This window comes from Paraburkholderia sp. Cy-641, assembly GCF_011752945.1.
Lineage (GTDB): Bacteria > Pseudomonadota > Gammaproteobacteria > Burkholderiales > Burkholderiaceae > Paraburkholderia.
Genome location: NZ_VWWM01000023.1, coordinates 1 through 26405, shown reverse-complemented (window position 1 = coordinate 26405; position 26405 = coordinate 1). Strand labels below are relative to the sequence as shown.

At 59.9% G+C, this 26405-nt stretch carries 27 protein-coding genes and 1 tRNA gene; 16 read left to right on the top strand and 12 right to left on the bottom strand.

Annotated elements, in window-relative coordinates; genetic code table 11:
* Window positions 1-135: 135 nt before the first annotated feature.
* The 7 genes from F3J20_RS14835 to F3J20_RS14805 form a co-directional block, all read right to left on the bottom strand.
* Entirely contained in the window at window positions 136-360 is a 225-nt protein-coding gene (locus tag F3J20_RS14835; protein ID WP_167042860.1) for a hypothetical protein, read from the bottom strand.
* Window positions 361-472: 112 nt separating this feature from the next.
* Window positions 473-892 (bottom strand): hypothetical protein, encoded by a 420-nt coding sequence (locus F3J20_RS14830; RefSeq protein ID WP_167283737.1) that lies wholly within the window; start codon window positions 890-892, stop codon window positions 473-475.
* A 21-nt stretch (window positions 893-913) separates the two neighbouring features.
* Window positions 914-2896, bottom strand: a complete 1983-nt coding sequence (locus tag F3J20_RS14825) for an EAL domain-containing protein (protein WP_167283736.1) — start codon at window positions 2894-2896, stop codon at window positions 914-916.
* Between the two features lie 321 nt (window positions 2897-3217).
* Window positions 3218-4159: an ABC transporter substrate-binding protein gene (locus tag F3J20_RS14820; RefSeq protein WP_167042726.1), complete on the bottom strand. Its 942-nt coding sequence runs from the start codon at window positions 4157-4159 to the stop codon at window positions 3218-3220.
* A gap of 149 nt (window positions 4160-4308) precedes the next feature.
* Window positions 4309-5337 (bottom strand): ABC transporter permease, encoded by a 1029-nt coding sequence (locus F3J20_RS14815; protein WP_167042728.1) that lies wholly within the window; start codon window positions 5335-5337, stop codon window positions 4309-4311.
* A gap of 13 nt (window positions 5338-5350) precedes the next feature.
* A complete protein-coding gene (locus tag F3J20_RS14810; protein ID WP_167283735.1) occupies window positions 5351-6868 on the bottom strand; it encodes a sugar ABC transporter ATP-binding protein in 1518 nt (505 codons plus the stop codon).
* 67 nt (window positions 6869-6935) lie between these two features.
* The gene (locus F3J20_RS14805; RefSeq protein ID WP_167042732.1) at window positions 6936-7697 is read right to left on the bottom strand and encodes a GntR family transcriptional regulator; all 762 of its coding nucleotides are present in this window, start codon (window positions 7695-7697) and stop codon (window positions 6936-6938) included.
* Between the two features lie 178 nt (window positions 7698-7875).
* Here F3J20_RS14805 and F3J20_RS14800 point away from each other — a divergent pair, with 178 nt between their 5' ends.
* The 3 genes from F3J20_RS14800 (at window position 7876) to F3J20_RS14790 (ending at window position 11558) form a co-directional block, all read left to right on the top strand.
* A complete protein-coding gene (locus F3J20_RS14800; protein ID WP_167283734.1) occupies window positions 7876-9171 on the top strand; it encodes an L-fuconate dehydratase in 1296 nt (431 codons plus the stop codon).
* 84 nt (window positions 9172-9255) lie between these two features.
* Complete coding sequence (locus tag F3J20_RS14795; protein WP_167283733.1) at window positions 9256-10452, top strand: aminotransferase class V-fold PLP-dependent enzyme; 1197 nt, start codon at window positions 9256-9258, stop codon at window positions 10450-10452.
* Between the two features lie 92 nt (window positions 10453-10544).
* On the top strand, window positions 10545-11558 hold the full coding sequence (locus F3J20_RS14790) for a D-cysteine desulfhydrase family protein (RefSeq protein ID WP_167283732.1): 1014 nt from the start codon (window positions 10545-10547) through the stop codon (window positions 11556-11558).
* A gap of 70 nt (window positions 11559-11628) precedes the next feature.
* Here the strand turns inward: F3J20_RS14790 and F3J20_RS14785 are convergent, their stop codons facing one another.
* A complete protein-coding gene (locus F3J20_RS14785; RefSeq protein ID WP_167283731.1) occupies window positions 11629-11892 on the bottom strand; it encodes a contact-dependent growth inhibition system immunity protein in 264 nt (87 codons plus the stop codon).
* A gap of 354 nt (window positions 11893-12246) precedes the next feature.
* On the bottom strand, window positions 12247-13173 hold the full coding sequence (locus F3J20_RS14780) for a LysR substrate-binding domain-containing protein (protein ID WP_167283730.1): 927 nt from the start codon (window positions 13171-13173) through the stop codon (window positions 12247-12249).
* A gap of 193 nt (window positions 13174-13366) precedes the next feature.
* Between F3J20_RS14780 and F3J20_RS14775 the strand changes: the two genes are divergently transcribed.
* From F3J20_RS14775 to F3J20_RS31855, 8 genes are all read left to right on the top strand, one after another.
* Window positions 13367-14668, top strand: coding sequence for an amidase (locus tag F3J20_RS14775; protein ID WP_167283729.1), 1302 nt, complete (start codon window positions 13367-13369; stop codon window positions 14666-14668).
* A 61-nt stretch (window positions 14669-14729) separates the two neighbouring features.
* Window positions 14730-16211 carry a dihydropyrimidinase gene (gene hydA / locus F3J20_RS14770; protein ID WP_205192898.1) on the top strand — a complete coding sequence of 494 codons (1482 nt, stop codon included), beginning with the start codon at window positions 14730-14732 and terminating at the stop codon, window positions 16209-16211.
* 67 nt (window positions 16212-16278) lie between these two features.
* Window positions 16279-17124, top strand: a complete 846-nt coding sequence (locus tag F3J20_RS14765; RefSeq protein WP_167283728.1) for a transporter substrate-binding domain-containing protein — start codon at window positions 16279-16281, stop codon at window positions 17122-17124.
* Between the two features lie 9 nt (window positions 17125-17133).
* Window positions 17134-17889, top strand: a complete 756-nt coding sequence (locus tag F3J20_RS14760; RefSeq protein WP_167283727.1) for an amino acid ABC transporter ATP-binding protein — start codon at window positions 17134-17136, stop codon at window positions 17887-17889.
* A gap of 37 nt (window positions 17890-17926) precedes the next feature.
* On the top strand, window positions 17927-18595 hold the full coding sequence (locus F3J20_RS14755) for an amino acid ABC transporter permease (protein ID WP_205299300.1): 669 nt from the start codon (window positions 17927-17929) through the stop codon (window positions 18593-18595).
* A 16-nt stretch (window positions 18596-18611) separates the two neighbouring features.
* Complete coding sequence (locus F3J20_RS14750; protein ID WP_167042750.1) at window positions 18612-19289, top strand: amino acid ABC transporter permease; 678 nt, start codon at window positions 18612-18614, stop codon at window positions 19287-19289.
* 28 nt (window positions 19290-19317) lie between these two features.
* Window positions 19318-19806 carry a polysaccharide deacetylase family protein gene (locus F3J20_RS31860; protein ID WP_205299299.1) on the top strand — a complete coding sequence of 163 codons (489 nt, stop codon included), beginning with the start codon at window positions 19318-19320 and terminating at the stop codon, window positions 19804-19806.
* A 39-nt stretch (window positions 19807-19845) separates the two neighbouring features.
* Complete coding sequence (locus tag F3J20_RS31855) at window positions 19846-20211, top strand: hypothetical protein (RefSeq protein WP_205299298.1); 366 nt, start codon at window positions 19846-19848, stop codon at window positions 20209-20211.
* A gap of 94 nt (window positions 20212-20305) precedes the next feature.
* On the opposite strand, the gene F3J20_RS14740 is transcribed toward F3J20_RS31855, so the two are convergent.
* A tRNA-Leu gene (locus F3J20_RS14740) sits at window positions 20306-20390 on the bottom strand.
* 305 nt (window positions 20391-20695) lie between these two features.
* Here F3J20_RS14740 and yfcF point away from each other — a divergent pair.
* The 3 genes from yfcF to F3J20_RS14725 all read left to right on the top strand — a co-directional run bounded on the left by yfcF (window position 20696) and on the right by F3J20_RS14725 (window position 23016).
* On the top strand, window positions 20696-21325 hold the full coding sequence (gene yfcF, locus F3J20_RS14735) for a glutathione transferase (RefSeq protein ID WP_275691461.1): 630 nt from the start codon (window positions 20696-20698) through the stop codon (window positions 21323-21325).
* A 456-nt stretch (window positions 21326-21781) separates the two neighbouring features.
* Complete coding sequence (locus tag F3J20_RS14730) at window positions 21782-22507, top strand: cytochrome c oxidase assembly protein (RefSeq protein ID WP_205299297.1); 726 nt, start codon at window positions 21782-21784, stop codon at window positions 22505-22507.
* Window positions 22504-23016: a CopD family protein gene (locus F3J20_RS14725; RefSeq protein ID WP_167283725.1), complete on the top strand. Its 513-nt coding sequence runs from the start codon at window positions 22504-22506 to the stop codon at window positions 23014-23016. The genes F3J20_RS14730 and F3J20_RS14725 overlap by 4 nt, the downstream gene beginning before the upstream one ends.
* On the opposite strand, the gene F3J20_RS14720 is transcribed toward F3J20_RS14725, so the two are convergent.
* Both F3J20_RS14720 and F3J20_RS32395 read right to left on the bottom strand, forming a co-directional pair.
* Window positions 22980-23492, bottom strand: a complete 513-nt coding sequence (locus F3J20_RS14720) for a DUF2231 domain-containing protein (protein ID WP_167042756.1) — start codon at window positions 23490-23492, stop codon at window positions 22980-22982. The two genes, F3J20_RS14725 and F3J20_RS14720, sit on opposite strands and share 37 nt — an antisense overlap.
* Before the next feature lie 41 nt (window positions 23493-23533).
* On the bottom strand, window positions 23534-23662 hold the full coding sequence (locus tag F3J20_RS32395) for a hypothetical protein (protein ID WP_275691460.1): 129 nt from the start codon (window positions 23660-23662) through the stop codon (window positions 23534-23536).
* Between F3J20_RS32395 and coxB the strand changes: the two genes are divergently transcribed.
* Together coxB and ctaD are read left to right on the top strand one after the other, a co-directional pair.
* Entirely contained in the window at window positions 23661-24227 is a 567-nt protein-coding gene (coxB, locus tag F3J20_RS14715; protein ID WP_240162803.1) for a cytochrome c oxidase subunit II, read from the top strand. The two genes, F3J20_RS32395 and coxB, sit on opposite strands and share 2 nt — an antisense overlap.
* The coding region (gene ctaD / locus F3J20_RS14710) for a cytochrome c oxidase subunit I (RefSeq protein WP_167283724.1) at window positions 24224-26405 on the top strand (2182 nt) is incomplete at its 3' end. The genes coxB and ctaD, both read left to right, overlap by 4 nt.

The following is a 26405-nucleotide window of genomic DNA, read 5'->3' as shown; positions in this document are numbered from 1 at the left end:
CGATATCAATGAAGGCGTTCTGAAAAATTCGTAACGGCCGGGCGACCGTTAAATCAGACTAGCTTAATCAGCGTGGGGTTGCCGGCGCACGATGCAACCAGACGACCTGCATGCAGCCGGCAACCGTGAATTCGCTCAGGTCTGCGAACTCGTATCGTCGGAAGCCTGAGCGTTGCTGGCGTCGTCCTGCTTCTCGTCTTCTTTCTTCTCGACCAGCGATTCCAGCTTGCCGGCGCCTTCAAAACCAGCGACAGCGGCAATGCCTTTCGTCAGCAGACCCGCTTCCGGATCGACTTTCTCCGCTGCTTCGACGGCGGCAACCGCACCTGCAATCTTGCCTACTTCGTCCAGAAGTCCCATGTCGCGCTCCCACAAAAGTTGGTGAAACTGCATCGTCTCACGAAGCTCGCGTGCTGTCGTCAAATGTTAAGCGGCTTGACGGTGACGGGACTGTACCGATGTAACACAATCGTCAGCTTGAGGGCGGCTGCGGATTGTTCGCAGGATTCGTGTCGAAGCACGAAACGCGCACGATGCGGCTCCCGTCGACGAGCTTCGACAACTCGCCTTCGAGCGCGTCTGTCACAGCCTGGTCGTAGACTTCCTCGCCGTTGACATACAGCGTGAACGATTGCAGATACTTCGCTTTTTTCTCGGGGTTCTCTATCGTCTGCCGGGTCCATTGATAAAGCGGATAGTGCTCGATGCCGATTCTTTCCGCTTCGCTCACGTAGTCGGCGAATGCATCGAACTGGCACTTCAGCGTCGCGTTGTGCGTGCGCAGAACGTCACGCAGCGCCGGCCACGATGCGCTGGACGGATCGGCGCGCAACGCCTCTGCCCATTCGCGCGACGCGGTAATTCTGAGCTGGAATTGCAATGGAGAAGACATGTCGATTTCCGCTGGCGGCTTTCAGAAGCCGGCGTTTTCTGTCTTGTCAGTAACAGGCGCGGTAGCAGGTGCCGTAGCAGGCGCAACATCGGGTGCTTCGAGCGCCAACTCGCTCTGCTCGATTGCATCGCCACGCACCGGCCTGCCGAGCAGATAGCCCTGCGCGTGCGTGCATCCGCATACGCGCACGAAGTTCAGTTGCTCCTCGGTTTCGATGCCTTCGGCCGTGGTCGACATGCCTATTTCACGCGCCAGTGCAACGATGCCGCGCACCACGGCCGCCGATTCGCGCCCGTGCACCGACTCCTTGACGAACGAACTGTCGATCTTCAGCTTGTCGAACGAGAAGCGCACGAGCGTCGACATCGTCGAGAAGCCGGTGCCGAAATCGTCGAGCGCGAGTCCGATGCCGAGCGAGCGCAGCCTCGCGATGTTGCGGCGAGTGACCGCATCATCGTTCAATAGCGCGGTTTCGGTCACCTCGAGATTGAGCCGCGTGGCCGGCAGCTTCGTCTTGCGAAGTATCGCCAATACCTTCGACGCGAACGATTCCTCGCGCAACTGCACCGGCGACACGTTAACCGCGACGATCACCTGGTCGCACCACCTCGCCGCTTCCATGCACGATTGCAGTAGCACCCATTCGCCTAGCGCGAGAATCAGCCCGGTGCGTTCGGCGGTCGGAATGAACGCGGACGGCGACAGCTCGCCGCGCGTCGGATGCGTCCAGCGAATCAGCGCCTCGCGGCCCGACACCGCGCCGCTACTCAGGTCGACGATCGGCTGATACTCGATGCGCAAACCGCTGAACGATTTCAACGCGCCTTCGAGATCGCTGCGCAAGAGGCTCAGGCTTTCGTCGGAGACATGCTTCTCCCTGTCGAAGATCGTGAACGAGCTCTTGCCGCTGCGCTTGACCGCATACAACGCGCGATCGGCGCAAATCAGCAATTGCGGACCCGTCTGTGCATGCTGCGGATAAAGCGCAATGCCGACGCTCGCGCCGATATGCACGAGCGCATCGCTCAACGCGAACGGCCGCGCGAGCGTTCTGACGATGCGATCGGCAAGCACCTTTACGTCGCGAATCTGTGCAGCGCCGTCCGCAATCGCCACGAACTCGTCGCCCGCGAGACGGCCCACCTGATCGCCGCCCGGCAGCAGCTCGCGCAGACGCCTCGCCGCTTCCTGAAGAATCTGGTCGCCCGCCGCGTGGCCGAGACTGTCGTTGATCGCCTTGAAGCCGTCCAGATCGATCAGCAGCACCGCGAATGCCTGGTCCTCGGGCGAGCCCTTGCTGGTGCGCTCGAGCAGCAGTTCGCTGAGACGCGCGCGATTCGGCAAACCGGTGAGGCTGTCCTGCCGCGCAAGACGATGACTGTTTTCGCGCGCGAGCAGCAACGCCACGGTATCGCGATTGCTGCGCAACGCCACCGTGAAAAAGCCGGCCGCGCAAAACGGCGCCTGAAACAGCAGCACGAGCTTGCCGCTGCCCGGCGAGAGTGCCGCGCCCACGCTCAGGAAACCGAGAATGAAAACGATCTGCAATAGCGCGAGGCGCGGCGTACCCGCATTGCGTCCGGCCAGGCCGCCGATCACCCCAACCGCGCACACGTTGCCGAGCAGAAACAGCGTGGGATTCCCGCTGATATTGCACAGTAATGTACCGATGCCGAATAGCATGCTCCACAGCAGACTCGCCAACAGAAACGCGGAAGTCGGCGTGGGCAGACCTTGCGCGGAACGCGTGCGGCACAGCCAGATCAGCACGAGCCGCGCGCCCAGCAATGCGACGACGGCAATGCCCCAGACGGCGTAGAGAGGAATCGGATAAAGATAGTACGCGGTGGCGCAAACGCTGATTTCGCAGATCGACGCGAAGACGATCGAAGCGGTTCGCGTAAACAGATTAGCAAGTAAAACCTGCCGGTTCTCCGGGCTCAGGTTCTGAGCGCAAGAGACGACCCACCTGAAAAATGGAGACCTTGGTTCGGTAAAAGCCATGACCTGCGCATCTATCGGTTAGTGGGGCCACACGGACGTGCAATGGTTGCACAAACGTAAAATATCAGATTAATTCCGCAAATGGCGGGAAATGACTGGCCCACACACCGATTGAAAGCGCTGCACAAATGACGAGCACGTGCACAACGGTTCAACGGAGAATTCGAACGTCCTCGCAAACGTTTGGCGTCACGCAATGCACCATGCGCGAGGCACTCCAGGCGTTGCGAATAACAGACATGACGAATACCCAATAAAAAAGAGGAAGAGCGTCGCTCTTCCTCTTTGACGATCGCACGTCGATTGCCGTGCCGGCGCAACTCAGTCGTAAAGCACTGCCGCAATCTTCGGATCGTTCATATTGGTCTTGTCATACCAGTAGAAACCCGTGTCGATCTTCTTCGGCAGCTTTTCGCCATGCAGCGCCTTGACCGCCGAATCGACCACGCATTTGCCGATGCCGACCGGGTTCTGCGTAATCGCGCCCGCCATCAGGCCCGACATGATGTTGTCCTTCTGCTCCTTGCCGGAGTCGAAGCCGATCAGCACGAGCTTCTTGCCCGATTCCTTGACGCCGATCGCGGCACCTTCCGCCGAGCCTTCATTGGCTCCGAAAATGCCTTTCAGGTTCGGGTTGGCCTGAATCATCGCCTTGGCGATTTCCGCCGACTTCAGGTGATCGCCGGCACCGTATTGCACGGAGACGATCTTGATGTTCGGATGCTTCGACTTGATCTGGTTGAGGAAACCGTCGCGCCGGTCGACCCCGGTGCGGCTCGTCTGGTCATGCACGATCACGCCGACCTCTCCCGCGTCGCCGATCAGCGCGGCCATCTTGTCGGCAGCGAGCGCGGCGGCAGCGATGTTGTCGGTCGCGCACGTGGTGAGCGGAATATCGCTGTCGACACCGGAGTCGAATGCGATGACCGGAATCTTGTCGTTCTGCGCGCGTTTGAGCAGCGGAATCGCGGCCTTGCTGTCGAGCGCCGCGATGCCGAGCGCCTGCGGCTTCTTCGCGAGCGCGGCCGAGAGCATGTCGATCTGCTTGTCGACCATCGCCTCCGTTTCCGGTCCCTCGAACGTCATCCTGACGTTGTTCGCTTTCGCGGACTGTTCGGCGCCTGCTTTCACGGCCTGCCAGAACTGATGCTGGAAGCCCTTCGAAATGAGCGGAATATAAGGCTCGTCCGCATACGCGAGAGCACTTCCACCGACGAGCGCGCCGACACCGACCACAATACCGATGAGTCTTCTCTTCAACATGGGGCCTCCTCCTAAGGATGGGCTATCAACCTGCAGCCGTTGAGGGAGCCTCCACGTGCTCCCCTCTCTCTCTTGCTCCTGCGATTCCTGTGTTTGCTGCGTTTGCGTTTGTTGTGTTTGCGTTTGCTGTGTTTCCTCTATCGGCGGGTTCAGCTTCTCCTGCTGCGCCGCAGGATGTCCGCATAGACCGCGAGAATGATGATGAGACCCGTCACGACGATCTGCCATTCCTGCGCGACCGACATGATGCGCAAGCCGTTGGTCAGCACGCTCATGATGAAAGCGCCGATGATCGTGCCGAGAATCGTGCCCGAGCCGCCGCTCAGCGACGTTCCGCCGATCACGACCGCGGCGATCGCATCGAGCTCGTAGCCCTGGCCAAGTGCCGGTTGCGCGGAATTCAGACGCGACGCAATCAGCAGCCCCGCAATGCCGCAAATCGCGCCGCCCACGCCATAGATCGCGATCTTCCAGCGATCGACGTTGACGCCCGAAAGCCGTACCGCTTCTTCGTTGCTGCCGAGTGCGAACGTGTAGCGGCCGAGTGCCGTGCGATTGAGCACGATCGAACTCGCAATCGCGAGGAAGAACAGGATCAGCACCGCATTCGGAATCGGCACGCTCGGCAGCACATAGCCGATCAGCGAATCCTGCGAAATACGGTAGAAGTTCTCGGTGTCGGTGAAATAGATCGGTTTGTCGGCGGAGACGACGAGCGAAAGTCCTTTCAGCAGCATCATCATGCCGAGCGTCGCGATGAACGGCGGAATCTTCATCTTCGCGGTCAGCGTGCCCGATACCGTGCCGCAAATTGCGCCCGTGACGATGGCAGCGAGTACGCCGATCCACATCGGCAAATGCCAATTGGTGAGAAACACGCCACAAATCACGGCGGTAAACGTCATTAACGTGCCGACCGAAAGATCGATGCCGCCCGTGATGATGACGAACGTCGCGGCAATCGCGAGCACGCCGTTCACCGCGGTCGCCTGCAGAATGCCGAGGATGTTGTCCATCTGCATGAAAGCGGGCGACGCGAAGCTGAAGAAAACCAGCAGCAGAATCAGGCTCGCGAACGCGAGCAGTTTCTGCAACGCGGTGGGCGCGAAGATGCGGGCCCGCAGGCCGGAAGACCGGCCTTCACCGTCGAGCGCCGCGGTATCCGTTCGCAATGTCATGTCGTGGACCTCTTCAGGCTGGTGCCGCTTTCAGGGTTTCGCGCTGCGTCGCGAGATGCATGATGCGCTCCTGCGTCGCTTCGCTGGCGGAGAGTTCGCCGGTAATGCGGCCTTCGCACATCACGACGATGCGGTCGCTCATGCGCAGCACTTCGGGCAATTCCGAGGAAATCATCACGATCGCCTTGCCTTGTGCGGCAAGCGAGCGCAGCAGCTTGTAGATTTCGCTTTTCGCGCCGACGTCGATGCCGCGCGTCGGTTCGTCGAAGAACAGCACGTCGCAGTCGCGTTCGAGCCATTTCGCAATCACGATCTTCTGCTGATTGCCGCCCGAGAGAAGCCGTACCTGCTGTGTGGCCGATGGCGTGCGAATCGCGAGCAGCTTAATGAAGTGCTGGGCGCGTTTGCGTATCTGCGCACGGCGCAGAAACATATTGAACGACAGGAACTTGCCGAGATCGGACATCACGATGTTCGATTCGACGTCCATGCCAGTCGCGAGACCGAAGCGCTTGCGGTCTTCCGACAAATAGCCGATGCCGCGCTTCACCGCATCGCTCGGCTTTCTGATCGACGCTTTCACGCCTTTCACGAGAATTTCGCCGGACTCGACCGGATCGGCACCGAACACCGCGCGCGCCACTTCGGTACGGCCCGCGCCCATCAAGCCGGCAAAGCCGAGTATTTCGCCCTGGCGCAACGCGAAACTCACGTCGCGCACGAGCGGCCCCGCAACGAGATTTCTCACTTCGAGCGCGACCTCGCCGCGCACCAAAGCGCTTTCGACCGGCGGCATCTCGGCGAGCGTTCTGCCGACCATCATGCCGATGATCGTTTCGATGCTCGTGCCTTCGGTCGGCACGGTCGCGACGTATTCGCCGTCGCGCATCACGGTCACACGGTCGGTGATCTGTTTCAGCTCGTCCATCTTGTGTGAGATATAGACGATGCCGACTCCGCGCTCCTTCAATTGCCGAATGATGCGGAACAGTTCCGCAATCTCGGCGTCGTTGAGCGCGGACGTGGGTTCGTCCATGATCAGCACGCGCGAGTCGAAAGACAGTGCCTTCGCGATCTCGACCATCTGCTGGCTCGCCACCGTGAGCGAGCCGACCATCGTGCGCGGATCGAGATTGACATGCATGCGCGCGAGAATCTCGCGAGCCTGTGCATTGAGTTTGTCTTCGTCGAGAAAGAGCCCCAGGTGCGTGCGCGGCTCGCGGCCAATAAAGATGTTCTGCGCGACGCTCAGATGATTCATCAGTTGCAGTTCCTGATGAATGATGCCGATGCCGACCGCCTGCGCGTCGCGCGGCCCCTGAAAATCGACCGGCTTGCCGTCGTAGAGAATTTCGCCCGAATCGCGCGTGTAGACGCCAGCGAGAATTTTCATCAACGTCGATTTGCCCGCGCCGTTCTCGCCCATCAATGCATGAACCTCGCCGGCCATGAGTTCGAAGCGAACGTCATGAAGCGCTCTGACGCCAGGAAAGCTCTTGCACAGCTTGTTGACTGAAATGAGTGGGTTCATGGTGCGGACTCGCCGACGGCTACCTGTATCACCAGCACTTTGATGACCGCGTTCAAGGCGGCTTTCATTACGGCTCGAAAAGATCCGGCCTTGCTTTCGCGGACCGGTGCAACTCGGCGACCACCTGGTCGAGATGATCGTGCATCGCTTTCGCAGCCGCATCGCCATTGCCGGCGCCGATAGCCTCGAAAATCTTTTCGTGCTCTTCGAGCGTATGCATGAGCCGCTCGGGACTCGCCAGCAATTGCCGCGCGCGATCCAGCGCATTGCGCGACACCGCGACGATTTCCTTCACTCGCGGCAGCTTCACCGCGTCGAGCAGGATTTCATGGAAAGCCAGATCCAGCTCGTGAAACGCAAGACGTTCGCCGCTGCCGGCCACACTGCGCTGCCTGTCGAGATTGCTTGCCAGCGCATCGAGCGTGGCCCGATCGCGCATCGACGCAACGCCGCGCACCGTTTCGACTTCCAGTGCGCTGCGGATAAACAGATGCTGGCGAATGTCGTCGAGCGCGATCGGTTTGACGCGCGTGCCGCGCTGCGGCAACACCTCGACGAGGCCTGCATGCGCCAGCCTCGCCAACGCGGAAGAAACGGGAAAGCGCGACACGCCCATCCGCTCGCAGACCGCGATCTTGTCGATCATCATGCCGGGCTCCAACGCCAGCGTCAGAATCGCTTCCCGCAACGCCGCTTCGACCGCGTCGGTCAAGCTGCCGCGCTCGCCGCCCCTGATCTTTTGCAGTGCGACATACGGATTGCTGGCGACAGTCTCTGGATCGGCTGAAGAACTCACGACGCTCTTGATTTCGAGAAGACATGCTAGCATGCTAGGAAGCGAATGCAGTGTTGTCAACGCGTACAAATGCCTGGGTCCGCCATGGTCCAAATAGTGGTCGCCCTGCCTCGATACGCGTACGAGTAGTGCGTGCGCCGCATGCGCAAAAAGCCGACCCGCCTGCCCCGCAGGCGAAAACCGCTAGCCATCGCTCCCGGAGAGTACTCAGATGACCACGATCACAAGACTGTCCGTTCGGGACATTCGCTTTCCCACTTCACGCTCTCTCGACGGCTCCGATGCGATGAATGCCGCGCCGGACTATTCCGCCACCTACGTCACGCTCGAAACCGACTCGCCCGGTCTCGCGGGTCATGGCCTCACGTTCACGATCGGGCGCGGCAACGAGATCTGCGTGACGGCGGTCAATGCGCTGACGCCGCTCATCGCCGGCAAGAAGCTCGAAGATATCGCCGCGAATATGGGGGCTTTCTGGCGCGCGTTGACGTCGGATAGCCAATTGCGCTGGATCGGCCCCGATAAAGGCGCGATTCATCTGGCGACCGCGGCAGTCGTCAATGCGGTGTGGGACCTGTGGGCGAAATCGGTCGGCAAGCCCGTATGGAAACTGCTCGTCGACATGAGTCCCGAAGAACTCGTGCGCTGTCTCGACTTTCGCTACGTGACGGATGCGATCACGCCTTATGAAGCACTCGCCATGCTGCACCGTCACGCGAAAACCAAAGGCGAGCGCGAAAAAGAAATGGTCGCGCACGGCTACCCGGCCTATACGACCTCGGCCGGCTGGCTCGGTTACGACGACGAGAAGATTCGCCGCCTTGCGCGCGAAGGCGTCGCGCAGGGCTGGACGCATTTCAAGCAGAAGGTGGGCGGCGATCTCGACGAGGACGTCCGGCGCGCGCGCATTCTGCGCGAGGAAATCGGCGAGAACCTGAAGCTGATGATGGACGCGAATCAGGTATGGGACGTCGACGAAGCGGTCGCGAACATGCGGCGCCTCGCGGAATTCGACCCGTGGTGGATCGAGGAACCCACGAGTCCCGACGACATTCTCGGCCATGCGGCGATTCGCAAGCGGCTCGGCTCGATCGGCGTCGCTACCGGCGAGCATTGCCACAACCGCGTGATGTTCAAGCAATTGCTGCAGGCGCAAGCCATCGACTTCTGCCAGGTCGATAGCTGCCGGCTCGGCGGACTCAACGAAGTCATCGTCGTGCTGCTGATGGCCGCGAAGTTCGGCGTGCCGGTGTGCCCACATGCGGGCGGCGTCGGATTGTGCGAGTACGTGCAGCATATTTCGCTGTTCGACTATATCTGCGTGTCGGGTTCGCTCGAAAACCGGGTACTCGAATACGTCGATCATCTGCACGAGCATTTCGTCGATCCGGTCGTCATTCGCAATGGCCGCTATATGCCGCCGCAAAAGCCGGGCTATAGCATCGAGATATTCGCGGAGTCGCTCGAAAAGCACGCGTTTCCGGATGGAGAGGCCTGGAAGGGTTAATGGAATTAGCGGAGAGGGCGGGTTTCGGGCTATCCTCGGCACTTTGCAGGAAGCGCGAACTCAACTCACCCGATCGAAACCGCCATGTCCTCTCCGCTCTCGTCTGCCGCAATAGATGCGCTGCGTGCCCGCACTCCCGGCGCGTCCACCACGACACACTTCAATCACGCCGGCGCATCGTTGCCGTCGGCTGCCACACTGGAAGCCATTCACGCGCACCTGATGCGCGAAGCCACGGCCGGGCCGATGGAAGCCGGCGCGACAGGCAGAGAACAGTCCACGCGAGCACGCGCGCTCGCGGCGCAACTGTTCAACGCACAGCCTAATGAAATCGCGCTGACCACAGGCGGGTCCGCTAGCTGGGGTATTGCGTTCGCCGCATTGGGGCCGTGGCAACCGGGGCAGCGCATTCTCGTCGGGCGGCACGAATGGGGCGGCAATCTCGCCTCGATGTACTACGCCGCGCAACGAGCCGGCGCCTCGGTCGAAACGATTCCGTCCGATTCGAGCGGCATGGTCGATCCTCACGCGCTCGAAGCCATGCTCGATGACAGCGTGCGCCTGATCGCACTGACCTGGCTGCCAGCAAACGGCGGACTCATCAATCCGGCCGCGGCGATCGGCCGGGTCGCGCGACGCCACGGCATTCCCTACCTCATCGACGCGGCGCAGGCCGTGGGGCAGGTTCCCGTCGACGTGGCTGAACTGGGCTGCGATATGCTGGCCGGTGCAGGCCGTAAAGCCTTGCGCGGTCCAAGAGGTACAGGACTGCTGTATGTGAGGCAGGATTTTCTCTCGCGCCTGATGCCTGCATTCGTCGACATACATTCGGCACCGCTCGATGCCCACGGCGAACCCGTGCTGCGAGACGACGCGGCACGCTTCGAATTGTCGGAAACGGCGTTCGCTCTACACTGCGGATTGGCGAATGCGCTACACGAAGCGCTCGAAATCGGCATCGATACCATTCGCGCACAGATCGATCAGATCGCTCAACGATTGCGCCTGCAACTCGCGGATATTCCTGGCGTATCGGTACTCGATCAGGGTACCGAACTATCTGGTCTCGTGTCGTTTAACGTCGCGGGTCTCGATGCGGCATCGGTACGGAGTTCGCTCGCCGCGCAAGGCATTGCGATCAGCAGTAACGGCGTGAGTTACACGCCGCTGGATATGACACACAGAGGGCTTCAGCAGGTCGCGCGCGCATCCGTCAGCTATCTGACCACCGATACGGAGATCGAAAGACTGCTAGCCGCGATACGAGCTCTCGTGCATTAAGGTTCGGGTAACGGGCCGCGCAGCGCGCCGATCGCGTGGCTCAACATGCCGCTCAATCGAACGATTTCTGAAAGACCATGAATTCCACGCCCATGAGCAGAACCGCCAAGCTCGATCTTTCGCGATTCCCACGTCGCGAGCTTCTCGAAGGTCCGACGCCGATCCAGCATCTCCCGCGCCTGAGCGCCCATCTTGGCGGCGCTAACATCTACGTCAAAAGAGAAGACCTGACCGGTCTCGGCGGCGGTGGCAACAAATTGAGGAAGCTCGAATTCCTGATTGGAGAAGCCCTGGCCGTCGGCGCGGATACCATCATGACCGTCGGCGCCCGCCAGTCGAATCACGCACGACTCACGGCGGCCGCGGCAGCGCGCGTCGGACTCCAATGCGAACTGGTGCTGACGTGCACCGTGCCGCGATCCGATCACGACTACATGGAGAACGGCAACGTCCTGCTCGATTCGCTATTCGGCGCGCATGTGCATGATCTGCCCGGCTCGGCAAATGCGCTGCAATTCGCCGAACAACGTGCGAACGCATTGCGCGCGCAAGGCCGCAATGTCTATGTGTGTCCGCTGGGTGGATCGAGTCCCGTCGGTTGTCTCGGCTATGCGGATTGCGCGGCTGAGATCGTGGATCAATCGCGCGCGGCGGGGTTGTCTTTCGATCGCATCGTGATACCCAATGGAAGCGGCGGCATGCATGCAGGACTGGTTGCGGGTTTTGTCGCACTCGGCCTGGACCCGTCGCGTATTACCGGATTCACGGTCTATGGCGATACCGCTCACGCGCACGCCACGACACTCGATAAAGCGAATCAAACGCTTCAGCTTATCGATCCCAATCTGCGCGTGAACCAGAGCGACGTTTCGATCGATGAAGCGCAACTCGGGCAGGGGTACGGCATCCCCACGGATGGCATGCGTGCTGCCGTTCGTTTGCTGGCGTCGACGGAAGGTCTTCTGCTCGACCCCGTATATAGCGGGAAGGCGTTCGCGGGACTGGTGGAAGGAGTGACGAGTGGGAAGTATGCTGCGGGGCAGAAGGTTCTATTTGTGATGAGCGGGGGACTGCCGGGGTTGTTTGCGTATCGGGGTGAGTTTTGAATGGTAGTGTACTGATGGTGGGCCGACGGGTATCGGCAAACCGATGTTGGGCCCGGCGTGGTAGGTGCGGTTACTCGCTCAGAAGCCGCTTCAATTCCTCAAGGAAAGAGGCGGTCGTGTAGCCCGCCCCTTCGGGACGAAACCCATCCCTGAACGACTGATTGAATGCTGCCTCCAGGTCGTTCGGGTGTTCGCTCCTGAACGAGTCTATTTCGCGATTCAATTCTTTATAGTGGTAAGGACTGTCTTTCTTATAACACACGACAATTTCCGGAACAGTTTCTCCAAACAGGTCGAAGTCCTGGCCGAAATACACACTAAAAATGTGGTCCATTTCTGGATAGCGCTCTGAAGAACTTATTTCTCTCTCATTCGATGTAGGCGGTAAGAATGTATAGGCATGCCGTTATAGGTTTCGTATTTCAGAACGACGAAAACTTTGTTCATTCGCGTAAAATTAATTGAACCAGTCAAACTACCGATCAATCGCGACGTATGGAATGGGCCGTGGATGATTTTTGTTTCAAGATTGCAGTCAACGCCTGCGCGCCTCGAGTTCGACTATGATCCGCGCAGGCGTCGCACGACAGATAACCCGCGGGATAGGGCACGCGGCGATATCGAGGTTCGGTAGGGACGGTGGTAGTCAGACCGACGACGTAAAACAGGAATCCCATACTCCGTTCACTCAGAACACTTCCTTTCCCCCCGGTTTTCGCCGACGACTGACGAGACTCACCTCGCGAATAATCTCAATGAAGTTAGCCAGCAGAATCGATTTATGATCTCTGCGCCACGCCGCGGTCAGATCCACCGCATCGCGATCCTGCAAGCCAAGCAGTTTCTTGTAGACGGCATTCGGATTCGCGATTCGACTGACCGATTCCGGCACGATCGCGAGTCCGATTCCCGCTTCCACAAAAGAGAGAATGGTCGGCAATAGCGAATATTGAACGATCCTCGGTTGCACCCGGTGCTGCAACAGGATGTTGCCAATCTTCTCGGAGAAATAAGGCGAGTCGCGCCCGGAAAACGCGATGAATGGCTCCTGATGCAGGTCCGTAACGCGGACCACCTTGCTCTTCGCCAATCGATGGCTGCGCGGGATGGCGACAATGAGCGGCTCCCTCATTGCGACGATATTGCTCACCGCTTTCTCCTGCGTCGAGGTTCGCAGCAACGCGACATCGATATTCTGATTCTTCAATTGATCGAGGATGCGCAGATACGGCATTTCGTCCAGCTGGATATCCACCATCGGATGAAGTGCCTTGTACTTTTGCAACACCATCGGCAGGAAGATATAGGCGGCGCTCGGAACGAAGCCGATGCGCAGTTTTCCCGCATTGCCTGTCGACGCGAGCTTCGTCTGCAAGTCGAGCGTTTCGAGCCGCCTCAGCACCTCGCGTGCGCCTTCCAGAAAAACCTTGCCCGCATTGGTGAGTTCGACCGATCGCGTCGTGCGCTCCAGCAGGCGTACATCAAGAAAGTCTTCGAGCTGCTTCAACCGCTGGCTGAGCGGGGGCTGAGTGATATGCAGGCGCTCGGCGGCCCGGCGGAAATGCAGCTCTTCCGCCAGCACGACAAATGTCTTCAGATGAATCAGATCGTACATGGGTGATGAGTAGAAGGAAGACGAACTTACGCGCGGTGTGGCCCGCGGGGTGGCCTCTTCGCCCCCGAGTCGGCTGATCCGGCGAGACTCGATTGATAGCTTAATACGAATCAATCGACTGTCAATTAAGAATTAGACGTAGATTTATGGCCTACCTATAATCCGCCACTCAAGTTGACTTCCGGCAAGAAAATTGATCCACGAAGCTCATCTGCTCACTGTTTCCGCCGCCGCGCAGCAATTGGCGGCCGGCTCGCTCACTTCCGAGCAACTCGTACGGTCGTGCCTGGAGCGCATTCAGGATCGCAACCCGGTCGTGCAGGCTCTTGTCATCGTCGACCCGGACAAGGCGCTTCACGATGCACGCAAGATGGACAGGCAGGTGTATCGCCCTCACCTGCATGGGATACCGTTCGTTGTAAAGGACATCATCGAAACCGCCGACTTTCCGACTGAATACGGTTCCCCAATCTATGCCGGACATCGCCCGCAAGCCGATTCGGCATGCGTGTCGCAATTCCGGGGCATGGGCGGGATTCTCGTCGGCAAAGCGGCCACCAGCGAATTCGCGACGCGCAAGCCCGCCATGACGCGCAATCCGCTTCGTCTCACCCATACTCCCGGGGGATCGTCCAGCGGATCGGCTGCGGCAGTCGCCGATTTCATGGTGCCTTTCGCACTGGGTACGCAAACGACCGGATCGATTGCCCGACCGGCATCGTATTGTGGAGTGGTGGGGTTCAAGCCCACGTTCGACCTGTTCAACCGTGCGGGCCTGAAACCCACGAGTCAATCTCTGGACACGATTGGATTGTTGACCCGCACGATTCGCGATGCCTATCTGCTCACGTTCAATGATCCCGACTTCGACTCGGAAATCGTTCGATGCGGCACACCGCGCTTTGCCATTTGCAGATCATCACAGTGGAACGGCGTCGAGCAATCGTTCTTCGATACGCTGACGCGACTTCAGCAGGCTCTGATGCGGGCAAATCAGCCGGTTCGCGAATTGAACCTCGACGCCGATCTGGAGAGTCTGATTGCCGGACAGGAAAAAATCTTCGTCTATGAAGCGGCTCATTCACTCGCGCATGAACGCCAGAACCACGCCGAACTGATGAGCGACATTCTGCGCAACCGCCTCGCGGTCGCGGAACAGATCGACCAGGACCTTTATCTGCAGCTGCGCAGCGCCGTCGAGCGCGCCAGATACTCGGTCGATGAACTGTTCCAGGACAACGACGTGCTGATCTACCCGGCGACGGAAGGCTCCGCGGAAGAAGGCCTCGACTATTCCGGCTCGCCACGACTGGGCGCTTTATGGACCCTCTTGCATCTGCCGACCATCGTCATTCCATTTGGCCGGTCCGCGAACGGCATGCCGTTCGGGTTGCAACTGGTGGGGCGATTTGGTCAGGATCGCCTGCTGCTGGCTGCGGCCGAATTGCTCAGCCGGTATATCGATCCGGCATTTTCCAGCAGGACTGTTGAATAGGTTCTTTAAGTCATATCTCACAGCGAATTTCAACAGCCTGACAACGACCAGGGATTCATTGATGACGATTGAATTCGACCTTACGCTGCGCGGCGGTCTCGTGCACACCGGCGATGGAACGCATCGCCTCGACATTGGAATTCGTGGCGAACAGATTGTCGCGCTGGCCCCGGACCTATGTCCCGGTCGGCAGGATTTCGATGTCGGCGGAAAGCTGATTCTGCCCGGCGGCATAGACAGTCACTGTCACATCGAGCAGATGTCCGGCATGGGCATCATGGGAGCGGACGACTTCTACAGCGGAACGGTTTCCGCCGCGTTCGGCGGCACGACAACCGTGATTCCTTTTGCCATGCAGCGGCGTGGCGAATCATTGCTTGCCGCCATCGACGATTACGCGGCTCGCGCCACACCCAAGGCGGTGATCGACTATGCGTTCCATGCAATCCTGACCGACGCATCCGATGACGTTCTGACCCGGGAAGTACCGATCGCCGTATCCCGCGGCATAACGTCGTTCAAGGTGTACATGACGTATGACGCGGTCAGGCTGAACGACACCCAGATACTCGATGTTTTCGCCTCGGCCAACCAGCACGGCGCCCTGGTCATGGTGCACGCGGAAAGCAACGACATGGTGCGCTGGCTGACGGCCCGGCTGCTCGAACGAGGCCTGACCGCACCTAAATATCACGAGGTGGCACACGATCCCCTCGCGGAAACCGAAGCCACTTATCGCGCCGTGTCATTGGCGCGGCTGGCTGGCGCGCCATTGCTCATCGTGCATGTCGGCGGTATCGAGGCCGTCCAGGTCATTCATGCGGCGCAGACAATGGGCGCGCCGGTATATGCCGAAACCTGCCCGCAATACCTGGTTCTGTCCCGCGAAGACCTGGATTTGCCCGGACTGGAAGGCGCCAAGTTCTGCTGCGCGCCGCCGCCGAGAGATGGCGTATCGCGGGAAGCGGTATGGGCGGGTCTCGCCAGCGGGACGCTCAGCGTATTTTCGTCCGATCATGCGCCCTATCGCTTCGACAGCAGCGGGAAGCTCCCGAATGGCGCCGAGACTCGCTTCTCCGAAATCGCCAACGGCGTTCCGGGTCTGGAAACACGTCTGCCTCTGCTCTTTTCCGAGGGTGTCGGCAAAGGCCGCATTTCACTGGAGCGCTACGTTGCATTGACCGCGGCCAATCCGGCCAAAGCCTACGGGCTTTATCCAAGGAAAGGCGTCATCCGGGTCGGTAGCGATGCCGACCTCGTGATCTGGGACACGGATCGCCACGTGACCATCACTAGCGAGATGCTGCACGATCGCGTGGGCTACACGCCATACGAAGGCATGCAGGTGCAGGGATGGCCGGAAACAACGATCTGCCGGGGAAAGGTCGTCGTCAATGGCGGACAGCTATTGGCGAAACCGGGAGACGGCACGTTTCTGGCGTGCGGACCGTCGGAATGGCTGGTGCAACCCGAGCGCCCCGTGCCTGATGGCCTGGGGCGCGATGGCCGAGGTTTATTGTTCAGAAAATTGTTCGATCTATAAAGGGCTGCCATTGCAGTGCTAACGATCGACCTTGTCGGGCAGGAACAACTTTTGAGGAGACAAAGAAATGGCATACGGATTGGGTGTTAAACGGGCGGGAATGCTGGCCTGCATCGCGGCATTGACGATGTCGATCGCACCGGCACAGGCCGAGACCCTGCACACCGGGGTTGACGACACCTATGCCCCGCTCGTTTTTCGCAACTTGCAAGGTCAGCTCGAAGGATTCTCGATCGATCTGGGGCACGCGCTGGAAAAAGAACTGGGCGATAAGATAGAGGTTGAAGGCACGCAGTTTTCGGCGCTGATTCCCGCACTCAACGCAAAGAAGTACGACTTCATCCTCGGGGCCGTCACCGCCACGCCTGAACGTGCCAACGCGATGCTGTTTTCGGAGCCCTATCTGGATTCCGACTACCTGGTGCTGCAAAAGAAAGGCGCGACGCCGATCACCTCGCTGGCACAACTGAAGGGTATGCGGCTGGCGGTCAATCGGGGATCGCCATACGAGCAATGGTCGCAGGAGAACCATGCGAAATATGGTTTTGAATTCAACGTTTTCCCGACCAATGCCGATGCGATTCAGGCGGTGGTCTCGGGCAGAGCCGATGCAAACATGGCGGGCGTGCCCGCGCAGGCATGGGCGGCCAAACACAATCCCCTGCTTCAATCGACGCTTCTCATCAAGACCGGACAAGCCTGGGCCTTCGCATTTCGCAAGGACGATGCCGCGCGCCGCAATCAGATCTCGAATGCATTGAAGTGCCTCAAACAAAAAGGCATCGTGGCTCAAATCGCGGTCAAATGGCTGGGCTTTGCACCGGACACGACGAAAAACGTGTACCCGGGAGAAGGGATTCCGAATATGCCCGGCTACGACGCCACGCCGGTCAAGCTATCCTGCGCCAAGTAGAGGTATTTCATGCTGAACAACGCCTCGCAGCCCATCCTGAGCATCCGCGATCTTCACAAGTCGTATGGCGACAACCCTGTGCTCAAGGGAATCAATCTCGACATTCGCGCCGGAGAACTGGTGTTCATCATTGGGCCGTCCGGCTCCGGGAAGAGCAGCCTTCTGCGATGCTGCAACGTGCTGGAGCATGTGAGTTCGGGCAGCATTCACTTCGACGGCCAGGACATCACGCATCCTCGCACCGACCTGAATGCAGTCAGACAGAAGATCGGAATGGTTTTTCAGCATTTCAATCTCTATCCTCACATGACGGTACTGAGCAACATCATGCTCGCCTTGCGCAAGGTGCAGAAGCTGCCTAAAGCGGCCGCGGAACAGCGTGCGCTGGAAGCGTTGTCTCAGGTCAACATGCTGGAGCGCGCCAGCTACTATCCCGATCAGCTCTCGGGCGGGCAGCAGCAACGCGTCGGGATTGCGCGCTCGATTGCGTTGCATCCCAAGATCGTGCTGTTCGACGAACCCACCAGCGCGCTCGATCCGGAACTGGTCAGCAGCGTGCTGGAAGCCATGCGCAAGCTCAAGACCATGGGCATGACGATGATCGTGGTCAGCCATGAGATGGGCTTCGCCAGGGCGGCGGCCGACCGGGTCGTGTTCATGGACGGCGGCGTCGTGCTGGAGCAAGGTACACCGCAACAGATCTTCGAGCAGCCGCGGCATGAGCGCACCCAGGCCTTTATATCGAGCGTGACATCGCGGCATTGATGTCCGTTCAGGTTTCGATTCCGGCTTTGAGACACCGATGAATATTCAAGGGCTGATATTTACGTTCTTAAATCCCGACGTGATCGGGAAATACTACCTTTTCATACTGTCCGGCATGTGGGTCACGGCGAAGGTGGGCGTTGCGGTGGTCGCTACGGGCCTCACCATCGGGTTCCTGCTTGCATTCATGCGGGCTGCCGGCGTGCGCACGGTCAATGTCGCCATCATCGTATTCGCCGATGTGCTTCGCTCGCTCCCGCCGCTCGTCGGCATCATTCTGCTGTTCTTTGCGTTCCCGTACATCGGCATATCCATGTCCGCGTTCGCGGCCACCTGGTTGGCGCTATCGCTCGTTCTGGCTGCCTTTGCCGAAGAAATCTTCTGGGCGGGATTGCGCGCAACCCCCAAGGGATTGATGGAAGCGGGCCGCTCGACCGGAATGAGCTGGATGCAGACGATGTGGTATGTCGTATGGCCGCACGCGCTGAAACTCACGGTACCGCCTTTGACCAATCGGGTCATCGCCATCGTCAAGGGAACGGCGCTGGGAGCGGTGGTCGGTCTTGCCGAGGTACTCAACAATGCGCAGTCCGCGACCAGCAGCGCGGGCAATGCGACTCCGTTGATGATGTGCGCCATCGGCAGCCTCGCGATCTTCTTGCCCGTGGTACTGGTCGGCCGCTATCTGGAACGGCGCTTCCGCTGAATAGACGAGGAACCCCATGCAGGGAATTCTGGACAATTTTTTCAATCTGGACATCTATCGCAGCGTCGCTCCGATATTGCTGCAGGGACTCTGGATGACAGTGCTCCTGTCGATTCTGGTGATTCCATTTGGCCTGATCTCCGGGCTCGGAGTGGCGGTTCTATATACGAATGCCAGGAACCCGCTACTGCGCGCCGTACTGGTGGTCTATATCGACATCTTCCGATCCATTCCGCCACTCGTGCTGCTGATGGTCATCTACTTCGGGCTTCCCTTCCTCAACCTCAATATCCCGAAGATCGTCGCGGTCGTGCTGTGCTTCACATTGAACAACTCCTGCTATTACGGTGAGGTATTTCGCGCCGGGCTCGAATCGCTCCCCAAGGGACAAGTCGAGGCCGCCCGCTCCACGGGGCTCTCTTTCATGCAGGCGCTCTTCTATGTGCAGATTCCGCAGGCGGTGCGCAATGTAATGCCGGATCTGGTCAGCAATTCACTCGAAATCATCAAGCTCACAACGATCGCGAGCGCAGTCGCGCTGCCCGAGCTATTGCAGGTCGCCCAAAATGCGCAGGCTTTGCTTTACAACCCGTCGCCGATTATTTTGGCCGCCCTGTTGTATCTGCTGCTGTTGATCCCGCTGGTTCGCCTTATCAGCCGACTGGAACGCAGAAGAATGGCGAATCGTCATTGATCAATGAACTACGGCTACCCAATCACTTATGCAACTGCCACACCATAATCGTTACAGCTACTCGCCCATTGTCGAACGCCAGAACTATTCATGGCCCGAGGGGAAACGACTGGCGTTCTATATCGGCCTGAATATCGAGCACTTCGCATTCGGAACGGGCCTCAGCCATTCGCTTTCTACGCCATTGCCTGGCCTCGACCATCGAGCCTTCACATGGTGCGATTACGGAAACCGGATCGGCGTATGGCGTATTTTCAAGTTACTCGACGAATTGGGTTTGCCGGCATGCCATCTGATGAACACCGCGGTTTTCGACTATGCACCACAAATTGTCGAAGCGATCAGGACTCGCGGTGACGAGATCATCGGACACGGACGAACCAATTCGGAGCGTCAGGGGCAGATGTGGGAGCAGGACGAAATCAGGCTCCTGCAACATGTGCGCGAGCAGATTCAGCACCACGCGAAGCAGGAAGTCCGAGGCTGGATGAGTCCATGGATGTCGGTCAGCCACTAGACGCCCGATCTGTTACGCGAAAGCGGCTACAAGTTCCTGATGGACTGGCCCGGTGACGATCAGCCGATCTGGATGCAAACGCGCTCGGGCCCGATTCTGTCGCTACCGTATCCGTTTGAAATCAACGACTCGCCCCAGGTACTGGTCCGTCACCACTCCGCTGAGGAGTTCGAGCGCATGATCGTCGATCAGTTCGAGGAAATGCTTGAACAATCGGAAGAGCATCCGTTGGTATGTGGCGTCGCCTTGCACACCATGATTGTCGGCCAGCCGTATCGATTACGCGCAATCAAACGAGCTTTGAAATACATCGTCAATCATGCGAATCGCGACAAAGTATGGTTCACGCGGCCGGGAGAAATTTATGACCACGTCGCAAGACTACCCTCGGGCGTCGTCGTCTGATTCAACGGGTCTTTGAACGGGGAACGTGCAGCAGATAGCTGCGGAAGAAGAACTGCTAGTAGCCCGCAGCGCGGCTGGCTACGGAGCATGACTTTGGTGCCGACGGCGAGACTCGAACTCGCACAGCTTTCGCCACTACCCCCTCAAGATAGCGTGTCTACCAATTTCACCACGTCGGCACTGCATACAACTCAGGACGCACTGGACCCTTTACCGCTGACAGCCCCGTCAGCCAAGGCCTGGACAGCGCTTTGAGTGCGTCTACCCCTTTGCCACCTGGGCAGAGGGGCGCCATTGTAGCAACAAAATTATTTTTTTGAAGCCCCTATGCGGAGATTTTTCAAAAACAGACCCGAAGCCAACTGGATGTCCCGAGGCGCGATGCCCGATGTAAGAACGGTTTAGTATTGAAGCTTGGACTTCTCCGAGGGAAACGCCCCTCAGGCTCGATACGCAAGACAACACCACAACGATGGAGAGTACTTTGCAACCGCATCTGCGCCTCTACACGGATGTCCAATTCGCCAGCCCGTATGCGATGTCCGTTTTCGTCACGCTTCGCGAGAAGCAATTGCCATTCGATCTTTCCACCGTCGATCTCGCAAGCAACGCGAATCGTCAGGCAGAGTATGCCGCCCGCTCGCTGACACAACGCGTACCAACGTTGGTCCACGACGATTTCGCGTTATCCGAATCGTCGGCGATTACCGAATACCTCGACGAGACTTTTCCCCAAACGCCGGTCTATCCGCAAGACCGCTATCTGCGCGCGCGGGCGCGCCAGGTGCAGGCATGGCTGCGCAGCGATCTATTGCCGATCCGCCAGGAACGCTCGACCGAAGTCATCTTTTATGGCGTGCGTGGCGGCCCGCTTTCCGCGACCGCCGAAGATGCGGCACAAAAATTATTCGCAGCAGTCGAAGCGCTGCTTCCGCACGATTCGTCCAATCTCTTCGGCGAGTGGTGCATTGCCGATACGGATCTCGCGCTTATGTTGAATCGCCTCGTATTGAACGGTGACCCGGTGCCGCAAAGATTGAAGGACTATGCAAACGATCAATGGCAACGAGACTCCGTGCGGCAATGGATACAACTGGAACGCCCACAGCTGTAAAGAACGAATAGCAACATTATCGTAAAGACGCCCATTCACCACGCCCCCTATCCTATTCTCATCAATACAGCTCCAATGCCAATGGTGGTGCAATTTCAACGCCACCATTCAAATCAATTCAATTGATCCGGAAGCACGCGAATAGATCGCGCGCCCACGAGCACTCGACCCACTCCGTCTATCAGCATGGCCGTATTGCGTCGCACCATCGCACGTATATCGATGTCATTGCATAGAATCGATTTTTTCATAATTCACATTCCGCATGAAAAATTCACAATCTTTTATGCAATGCAAAAAGCAATGACGTCCAGATAGCCGACCCTAAACAGATTATTTACGCTACAGTACATGGGCAATCAATAAGATCATCAGCCATCCCAACCATTCTCCAGTTTCTTATTCCGCGCGTTCAACGTGAGGTGCGAAACCTGGACTAGCTGAAGATATTGCGCCATGCCATATTTTCTGGTCGCCTATTGTGGCCCCGCCGCTGTCCCCGGCAGCGTGTGGCTACGCTGGAATACAGACCCGCTGTTGCTCGTGGCACTCGCCGCGCTCGCCTTCGTGGTGGCGAGCGGCCGCTCCGACAATGCACGCGCGGCCTGGGCGGCCATTGCGCTGATGGTCGTCGTATTCGTCTCGCCGCTATGCGCGCTGTCGTCGGCCTTGTTCTCGGCGCGCGTCACTCACCACATCATTCTGATCGCGGCTATTGCGCCGCTGCTCGCCCTCGCGTTTCCATGGCCGCGCCTCGCCTGTCCACCGCTCGTGCCGGTAGTCGCCGCGCATGCGGTGTTCATCTGGCTCTGGCATGCACCCGGCCCCTATGCGTGGGGGCTCTCCACGGTGCCGGCCTACTGGCTCATGCAACTCACGCTGCTCGGCAGCGCATGGTTCATGTGGCGCAGCATCTTCTCGCCATCGGTGCCGACCGGCGCGGCACTGATGGCGCTCGTCGCGACGATAGGACATATGGGCCTGCTCGGCGCATTGATCGTGTTCGCGCCGGTGCCGCTCTATGTCGCGCACTTCGCGACCACGGCCGCATGGGGGCTCACGCCGCTCGCCGACCAGCAACTCGCAGGACTGCTGATGTGGGTACTCGGAATGATCCCCTACTTCATCGCGGGACTTCGGCTTGCCTGGTCCAGCCTGCACGTCAGAGAGCCCGCACTGTGACGACCCTTCTGAAATTCATGCATCTCGCCGCGATTGCGCTATGGTCGGGCGGCCTGATCGTGTTGCCGTTCCTGTTCTGGCAACGCGGCGCGCAAACGGAAGGCACCGAGCTCGATCGCCTGCACCGCATCACGCGCATGGTCTATGTGGAACTGACTTCTCCTGCCGCCTTCGTCGCGATTGCGAGCGGCACGGTGTTAATTTTTCTGCAGGCCACCTTCGTCGAATGGTTCTCGCTGAAGATGGTGCTGGTCGGCATCATGGCGATGCTGCACGTCGTGGCCGGCCTCGTGCTGCATGACGTGTTTCTGCCCGACGGCCGTTTCAGCCGCGCATCGTTGATCGTGCTGAGCGTCGCGTACGTGGTCGTGATCGTCGCGATCATCTGGATCGTGCTGGCCAAGCCGCACATCGACTCGAACCTGCTTGCCCCGCATCTGTTCGAGCCCGGCGGACTTGGCCGCTGGCTGCATCACTCCTTCGGCGAAACCAGAATACCCACGCCATGATCGAACACGAGCTTGCCCCCATGCCAGCCGGCGAAGCCCGTCATCACCGAGGCGAGCACCGACAGCGCGAGACCATGCGGCAGGATCTGCTCGGGGTAGAACAGCCGCACGCCCCAGTTCGCGCCCGCGATTGCGACGAGCGTCATCGCGGCGACCGCGTGCGACCAGCTCGCTTCCCTGAGACGGATGCCGCGCACGAGCAACAACTCGGCCGTGCCGACGAAGCTCGCGGCCACGCCGCTCCAGAATGCGAAGCCAGCCGCCCACAAACCGGCACGCACCCAGAACGGATCGCCCGTCCACCAGTAGAGCACGTCGACGCCCAGCGTCGCGACGACGAACGCGATCGGGAAATGCACCATCATCACGTGGATAGGATGACCGACGAGTGCAACGGCCGAGCCCGCATCGAGCCGCAACAGTTCCAGCAGGACTTCGCTTCTGCTTTCGGATCCGGAATTGCCTTGTTTTGCCATGATGAAAGTTCCTCGCGTCGAATGCTTAATCGTGCGAACTATCATAGCCGTTTGCGGTTGATGGTCCAAGCGGGATTGATCGCGGCGTTATGCGGCTGCGCCGGTCCGCTGTCGACGCTCGAACCCTCCGGTCCCGCGGCGGCGTCCATCGCCGGACTATGGTGGGTCATGCTGGCAGGCTCGGCGCTGCTGTTCGCGCTGGTGCTCGTGCTGTTCTACCTCGTGATCCGTCATCCGGGCTGGGGCTCGCGCGTGTCGCCCGCGCGCTGGATCGTGCTCGGCGGCCTCGTGCTGCCCGCCGTGGTTCTGCTGCCGCTGATCGGCTATGCGCTCTATGCGGGCGAACTGCTGCTGCCGTTGCGCGCGCATGCGCCCATGCGCATCGAAGCGATCGCGCAGCAATGGCGCTGGACCTTCCGCTATCCGGACGAAGGCAACGTCGAAACCGAGAACGTGCTGCATCTGCCGGCGGGCACGCCGGTCGATATCGTCGTCACGAGCCGGGACGTCGTGCACGCGTTCTGGATTCCGCGCTTCGCCGGCAAGATCGACGCGCTGCCCGGTCATGAAAACCGCCTGCGCATCGAAGCCGATCAGCCGGGCGAGTACTCCGGACAATGCAACGAGTTTTGCGGCATCGGCCACGCGGGCATGCATTTCAGCGTGATCGTCGATCGTTCCGAAGACTTTTCCGCCGCCGTCAGAAGCGCCGCCACCGGGGAGATAAGGAAATGAGCGTGCCCATCGAACCGCAATCGCAGGGCATGAGCGCGTTGCGGCTGCACCGTCAGCTTGCCGCGATCTGGGCCACCGGGCCTGGCGTGCAGAGACTCGCCGCGGTCAACCATAGCGTGCTCGGCATGCGCATGATGATGACCTCGTTCGTGTTCTTCGCGATCGCGGGCATTCTCGGCATGCTCACGCGCGTACAGCTCGCCACGCCGCACGCGGCCTTCATGGACGTCGAGACCTACAACCAGGTCTTCACGATGCATGGGTCGATGATGCTGTTCCTGTTCGCGATTCCGATGGTGGAAAGTTTCGCGGTCTATCTCACGCCGAAAATTCTCGGCACGCGCGACTTCGCGTTTCCGCGTCTCACCGCGTACGGCTACTGGTGCTATCTGTTCGGCGGCACGATCCTGACGGTCTCGCTCATTCTGCGCAGCGCGCCGGACGGCGGCTGGTTCATGTACACGCCGCTGAGTTCGCATGTCTACACACCGGGGCTGAACGCCGACGTATGGCTGCTCGGCATCACCTTCGTCGAGATCTCGGCGCTCTCGCTCGCGATGGAGATCGTCGTCTCGATCCTGAAGATGCGCGCGCCGGGCATGTCGCTCGACCGCATGCCGATCTTCGCGTGGTACATCCTCGTGACCGCGATGATGATGATCGTCGCATTTCCGCCGCTGATTCTCGGCTCGATCCTGCTCGAAGTGGAACGCGCCTTCAACCTGCCGTTCTTCGATCCGACGCGCGGCGGCGACCCGCTGCTCTGGCAGCATCTGTTCTGGCTGTTCGGCCACCCCGACGTCTACATCATCTTCCTGCCGATGGCAGGCGTGCTCTCGACCATGATCCCGGTCTTCGCGAGAAGAAAGCTCGTCGGCTACAAGGCGATCGTCGTCGCGATCATCGCGCTCGCGTTCCTGAGCTTCGGCATCTGGGTCCACCATATGTTCACGGTGGGCATTCCGCATCTCGCGCTCGCGTTCTTCTCGGCCGGCTCGGCAATCGTCGCGGTGCCCACCGCGATCCAGTTCTTCGCGTGGCTCGCCACGCTGTCGCACGGCCGGCCACGCTGGGACGTGCCGATGCTGTACATCTTCGGTTTCTTCTTCGTGTTCACCTGCGGCGGCCTGACCGGCGTCATGCTCGCGATGGTGCCGTTCGACTGGCAGGCGCACGACACCTACTTCGTCGTCGCGCACATGCATTACGTGGTGGCCGGCGCACTCGCGTTTCCGATGCTGGCCGCGTTCTACTACTGGCTGCCGCTGCTGACCGGCCGCACCGCCGTGCACAAGCTCTCGATACCGGCGTTCTGGCTCGTGTTCATCGGCTTCAACATGACGTTCTTCATGATGCACCTGACCGGCCTGCTCGGCATGCCGCGGCGCATCTTCACCTATAGCGGCGACGAAGGCTGGAACGGGCTCAATCTGCTGTCGTCGCTGGGTAGCTTCGTCATGACGATCGGCTTCGCCCTCGTCGCGATCGACATCCTCGTGCAGCTGCGTTTCGGCCGGCGGGTGCGGCGTAATCCGTGGGAATCGACCACGCTCGAATGGGCCATGCCGATTCCGCCCGCGCCCTATGCATTCGCATCGATTCCGCACGTCGACGCGCAAACCGAACAGGTCGGCCCCGGCCGGCTCGCGGCCTCGCTCGCGCGCGGCGAAGGCTATCTCGGCTTCACGCGCAACGGCTGGCAGGAAGCGCTCGGCGTGCATATGACCTCGGGCGAGCCGGAGCAGCTGATCGTGCTGCCGCGCCCGACCTATCTGCCGCTCATTACCGCGACCGTCACCTGCGCGGCGGTGCTGGCGATGCTGTTCAAGTTCTACTGGCTGTCGCTCGCCTTCGCGTTCGTGACGTTCGGCCTCTTCGTCTACGCGGGCCAAAGCGCCGGCCATGCGCGCGATTACGGCGCGCTGCCCGTGGGCCGCGGCGTCAGCGTACCGCCGCATACCGAAGTAGCCGGCGCGCCGTCGTGGCTCGCGCTGGTCTGCACGCTCGTCGCGAACGGCACGCTGTTCACCTCGCTCGTGTTCGGCACGTTCTACCTGTGGATCGCCGCGCCGAACTGGCCGGCCGCCGTCACGCCACAGCCGAGCCGTCTGCTCGCGTTCGTCACGCTCGCCGCGCTCGCGGTCGCGACGGCGGCGACGCGCGGCTCGCTGCGCGCGT

What these genes read in the sequence shown, in the direction of transcription:
- F3J20_RS14835 (WP_167042860.1), bottom strand. Translation starts at nt 360, where the DNA reads ATGGGACTTCTGGACGAAGTAGGCAAGATTGCAGGTGCGGTTGCCGCC.
- F3J20_RS14830 (WP_167283737.1), bottom strand. Translation starts at nt 892, where the DNA reads ATGTCTTCTCCATTGCAATTCCAGCTCAGAATTACCGCGTCGCGCGAA.
- F3J20_RS14825 (WP_167283736.1), bottom strand. Translation starts at nt 2,896, where the DNA reads ATGGCTTTTACCGAACCAAGGTCTCCATTTTTCAGGTGGGTCGTCTCT.
- F3J20_RS14820 (WP_167042726.1), bottom strand. Translation starts at nt 4,159, where the DNA reads ATGTTGAAGAGAAGACTCATCGGTATTGTGGTCGGTGTCGGCGCGCTC.
- F3J20_RS14815 (WP_167042728.1), bottom strand. Translation starts at nt 5,337, where the DNA reads ATGACATTGCGAACGGATACCGCGGCGCTCGACGGTGAAGGCCGGTCT.
- F3J20_RS14810 (WP_167283735.1), bottom strand. Translation starts at nt 6,868, where the DNA reads ATGAACCCACTCATTTCAGTCAACAAGCTGTGCAAGAGCTTTCCTGGC.
- F3J20_RS14805 (WP_167042732.1), bottom strand. Translation starts at nt 7,697, where the DNA reads ATGCTAGCATGTCTTCTCGAAATCAAGAGCGTCGTGAGTTCTTCAGCC.
- F3J20_RS14800 (WP_167283734.1), top strand. Translation starts at nt 7,876, where the DNA reads ATGACCACGATCACAAGACTGTCCGTTCGGGACATTCGCTTTCCCACT.
- F3J20_RS14795 (WP_167283733.1), top strand. Translation starts at nt 9,256, where the DNA reads ATGTCCTCTCCGCTCTCGTCTGCCGCAATAGATGCGCTGCGTGCCCGC.
- F3J20_RS14790 (WP_167283732.1), top strand. Translation starts at nt 10,545, where the DNA reads ATGAGCAGAACCGCCAAGCTCGATCTTTCGCGATTCCCACGTCGCGAG.
- F3J20_RS14785 (WP_167283731.1), bottom strand. Translation starts at nt 11,892, where the DNA reads ATGGACCACATTTTTAGTGTGTATTTCGGCCAGGACTTCGACCTGTTT.
- F3J20_RS14780 (WP_167283730.1), bottom strand. Translation starts at nt 13,173, where the DNA reads ATGTACGATCTGATTCATCTGAAGACATTTGTCGTGCTGGCGGAAGAG.
- hydA (WP_205192898.1), top strand. Translation starts at nt 14,730, where the DNA reads ATGACGATTGAATTCGACCTTACGCTGCGCGGCGGTCTCGTGCACACC.
- F3J20_RS14765 (WP_167283728.1), top strand. Translation starts at nt 16,279, where the DNA reads ATGGCATACGGATTGGGTGTTAAACGGGCGGGAATGCTGGCCTGCATC.
- F3J20_RS14760 (WP_167283727.1), top strand. Translation starts at nt 17,134, where the DNA reads ATGCTGAACAACGCCTCGCAGCCCATCCTGAGCATCCGCGATCTTCAC.
- F3J20_RS14755 (WP_205299300.1), top strand. Translation starts at nt 17,927, where the DNA reads ATGAATATTCAAGGGCTGATATTTACGTTCTTAAATCCCGACGTGATC.
- F3J20_RS14750 (WP_167042750.1), top strand. Translation starts at nt 18,612, where the DNA reads ATGCAGGGAATTCTGGACAATTTTTTCAATCTGGACATCTATCGCAGC.
- F3J20_RS31860 (WP_205299299.1), top strand. Translation starts at nt 19,318, where the DNA reads ATGCAACTGCCACACCATAATCGTTACAGCTACTCGCCCATTGTCGAA.
- F3J20_RS31855 (WP_205299298.1), top strand. Translation starts at nt 19,846, where the DNA reads ATGGACTGGCCCGGTGACGATCAGCCGATCTGGATGCAAACGCGCTCG.
- F3J20_RS14730 (WP_205299297.1), top strand. Translation starts at nt 21,782, where the DNA reads ATGCCATATTTTCTGGTCGCCTATTGTGGCCCCGCCGCTGTCCCCGGC.
- F3J20_RS14720 (WP_167042756.1), bottom strand. Translation starts at nt 23,492, where the DNA reads ATGGCAAAACAAGGCAATTCCGGATCCGAAAGCAGAAGCGAAGTCCTG.
- coxB (WP_240162803.1), top strand. Translation starts at nt 23,661, where the DNA reads ATGCTGGCAGGCTCGGCGCTGCTGTTCGCGCTGGTGCTCGTGCTGTTC.
- F3J20_RS32395 (WP_275691460.1), bottom strand. Translation starts at nt 23,662, where the DNA reads ATGACCCACCATAGTCCGGCGATGGACGCCGCCGCGGGACCGGAGGGT.